This is a genomic window from Flagellimonas hadalis (assembly GCF_007785775.2).
In the GTDB taxonomy this organism is placed as follows: Bacteria; Bacteroidota; Bacteroidia; order Flavobacteriales; family Flavobacteriaceae; genus Flagellimonas; species Flagellimonas hadalis.
The window spans coordinates 1-317 of the sequence record NZ_VNIK02000055.1 but is presented as its reverse complement, the minus strand read 5'-3'; the positions used below and the strand labels follow the sequence as shown (position 1 = coordinate 317).

The window sequence follows — 317 nt, the reverse complement described above, 5'->3', positions numbered from 1 at the left end:
CCATCGGATACAAGGGCGGGAATAATCAATATTGCGCCAGCAGAACCGGCATCTCCATCCGATAAGCCCAGTGGGTTTGGATTGATCCGCGAAGGAAGTGCGGACGCACAGAAATTCATACTTCTTGTGGGCAATGGCACCAATGCCACCTGGGTGAACCCAGGAGTCCCGGCCACCATAGACCCGACCCTTGACGAGTGGGTACATTTTGGAATCTCGATTTCGGCAACCAATGCAGCACTGTACATGAACGGGGAATTGGTTGGAGAAACTGCTTTTACCGGAATAGACTGGACAGGTGTGGGAGATTTGGTGAT

At 52.1% G+C, this 317-nt stretch carries 1 protein-coding gene; it reads left to right on the top strand.

All coding sequences use genetic code 11. The features are described 5' to 3' along the window. A partial coding sequence (locus FOT42_RS17965) for a LamG domain-containing protein (RefSeq protein ID WP_226789956.1) occupies positions 1-317 on the top strand: 317 nt, incomplete at both ends.